The sequence below is a fragment of the Allobosea sp. P4_E12 genome (assembly GCF_056401655.1).
Map to the genome: position 1 here is coordinate 1 of NZ_JBFUIY010000110.1, position 2,876 is coordinate 2,876.

General features: G+C 67.7%; 2 protein-coding genes. Both read right to left on the reverse strand.

Features of this window, described 5'->3' with window-relative positions:
* Nucleotides 1-1,332, reverse strand: a 1,332-nt coding sequence (locus AC1DW9_RS36450) for an HlyD family type I secretion periplasmic adaptor subunit (protein ID WP_476855397.1), incomplete at its 3' end; no start/stop codon positions are given.
* A gap of 57 nt (nucleotides 1,333-1,389) precedes the next feature.
* The coding region (locus tag AC1DW9_RS36455; RefSeq protein WP_476855398.1) for a calcium-binding protein at nucleotides 1,390-2,876 on the reverse strand (1,487 nt) is incomplete at its 5' end.

Below are 2,876 nucleotides of genomic sequence, written 5' to 3' on the forward strand. Positions count from 1 at the left end.
CTCCTTGAAGATCCTGTTGGCGTGGTCTGCGAAGGGTTTCGTCAGGAACGAGAGCGCGGTGCGTTCCTCGGTGGTGATGAAGACCTCGACCGGCATTCCGGGCTGGAGCTTGCGGTCGCCGAGGGCGGCGACGAGATCGCCGTCGATCTGGATCTCGCCGGTGTAGAAATTGGCGCCGGTGGTGGGGTCGCGGGTGGTCGCCGGGGAGAGATGGCTGACAGTGCCCGGCAGCTCCGGGGTCGAATTCTTGGCGAAGGCGGAGAAGCGCAGGCGGGCGGGCTGGCCCGGCCTGACCTGGTCGATATCCGTCGGCGCGATCCTGACCTCGACGGTGAGCTTGGCCTCGCCCGGTACGATGGTGGCGAGACGGGCGGCCGGGGTGATGACGCCGCCGACGGTGAAGACGGTCAACTCGTTGACGATGCCGGCGATCGGGGCGCGGATCTCGGAGCGTGAGAGCCGGTCCTCACTGGCGAGACGCCGGTCGCTGAGCTCGGAGACCTTGGCCTCGACCTGGCGCAGCTCGCGCTGGGCCTCGGTGCGGGCGGTCTCGTCGACGGCGATGATCTGGAGGCGGGCSTCGCTGACGCGCAGCCGGGCGCGGGCGATCGAGGCYTCGATCTCGCCGCGCTCGCCGAGCAGGCGRGCCCATTCGCGGTTGATGTTGTAGACCTTCGTGCCGTCGATGAAGCCCTTCTGRAACAGRCCGAGATATTTGTTGCGCTCGAGCTCGACCAGGCGCAGCTCCTCGACCTTGGCGACCTGGCGSGCCTCGAGGCCCTTCACCTCCTCRCCGGACTGGACGATGCTGATCTCGAGCTGTTCCTTGCGGCTTTCGCGGTTGGTGCGGTTGCCGTCGAACAACCGGGTCTCGCCCTGGATGATCTGGCTGGCCTCGTCGGAGAATCGGGCGAACTCGGCCGGGAAGGTGATCGCGGCAAGGTTGTCGCGCTCGGCGATCAGGCGGGCCTTGCGACCGAGATTTTCGCCGAGCTGCGAGCGGATGATCGAGAGCTCGGCCTTGGTCTGGACATCGTCGAGCCAGAACAGGGTCTGGCCTGCCTCGACCCGGTCGCCCTGGCGCACCCCGATCGCCTGGACGACGCCGCCGTCGCGGTGCTGCACCTCCTTGAGGTTCTGATCGACCTTGATCGAGCCCTGCGCGATCACGGCGCCGTTGAGATGGGCGCTGGCGGCCCAGCCGCCGCAGCCGACGACCAGGAGCAGGGCGAGCGCGGTACCGGCGAGCATATGCCGGCCGAGCCCGAAGTTCGGCTCGCGCCCTTCCCTGGCGTCCCCGCCCGCCTGCGATGCGACATTGCGCCTGGTCATATCCGTCTCTCCCGTCAGCGGACCCGGGATGCGAGGCCGAACTGCCCCGCGCCGAGGTCAGTAATAGTAAAGCCTGTGACTGCCCTGGATCTCGATCGAGTAGTCCTTCTCGTCATGCTGCTCGAGAAAGACRTCGACATAGGTGCGGTCGTCGTCCCCGATCTTCTCGATGCGGAAGTGGAAGGGCCGGCCGGCAGCGTCGGCCTCGTCGCCATAGGCCGTGGCGAACGGATCTGCTCCGTCCGCAGCGGCATTGGCGGCGGGGTCGTCATCCGTGCCGATCTGGTACTGCTTGACGACGATGCGGTCGCCGGCCTCGAGATCGAGGATCCGGTGGATCAGGTCGCGATCGTCCGCGTCATAGGGCACGTCGAAGGAGAAGGTGTCGTCGCCCGCCCCGCCGGTCAGCGTCACCGCATCAGCGCCGATGGTGAAGTGGTCGTTGCCGCTGCCGCCGATCACCGCCTCGATGCTGGAGAAGCTGTCCTCGCCGATCTCGACGCCGACCGCCTTGCCCTCGACCAGGTTGATGTCGATGCATTGCGTCGCCTGGGAGTAATCCAGTGTGTCGCAGCCGCTGCCGCCATCATAGCAATCGGCCGTGGCATCGAGTGTGCCGATGATCACGTCGTTGCCGGACCCGGCTTCGACCCGGTCCCTGCCCCCACCGCCATCGAGCGTATCCGCGCCGCTGCCGCCTTCGAGCCGGTCGTTGCCCGCCCCGCCATCGACGATATCGTCTCCCGCGTCACCCTCGATCCGGTCGTCGCCAGCCTCGCCGAAGAGCCGGTCATTGCCGGCATTGCCCTCGACCCTATCGTCGCCGGCGCCGGCGAAGACGACGTCGTCATCCGCGTCGCCCTCGATCCGGTCGCACCCATCGCCGCCGAAGACGATGTCGTTACCGGTCCCGCCATGGATCTGGTCGTCACCGGCGCCGCCCGCGAGATGATCATCGCCGGAACCGCCATCGAGCACATCGTCGCCGGCATCACCGGAGAGCGTGTCGTTGCCAGCCTCACCGAAGAGCCGGTCGTTGCCGCCGCCACCGGCCGCTGCATCGTCGCCGGCGCCGAGCTGGGCCGTGTCCTGGCCGGCGCCGAACTGGACGAGGTCGACATGAGCGCCACCGGTGACGACATTGTTGCCGTTGCCGGTTCGGACCGTGTCGTTGCCGTCGCCGGTGAAGATCGTGTTGTCGCCTTCGCCGCCGTCGATCCAGTCGTCGCCGTCGCCACCGTCGAGGATGTCGTCGCCGTCCTCGCCATAGACCTGGTCATTGCCGGCCCCGCCCATGACGTGATCGTCGCCGGCATCGCCATGAAGCTCGTCGTTGCCGGCGCCGCCATCCACGGTGTCGTCGTCCTCGTCGCCATGGATGACGTCGTTGCCGGCATCCCCGGCGATCTGGTCGTCGCCGGTGCCGCCCTGGATCACGTCATTGCCGTCACCGCCGGAGAGCTGGTCGTTGCCGGCGCCGCCGACAATGATGTCATCGCCAGCCTCGCCGAAGATGATGTCGTCGCCATCCTCGCCGAAGAGCT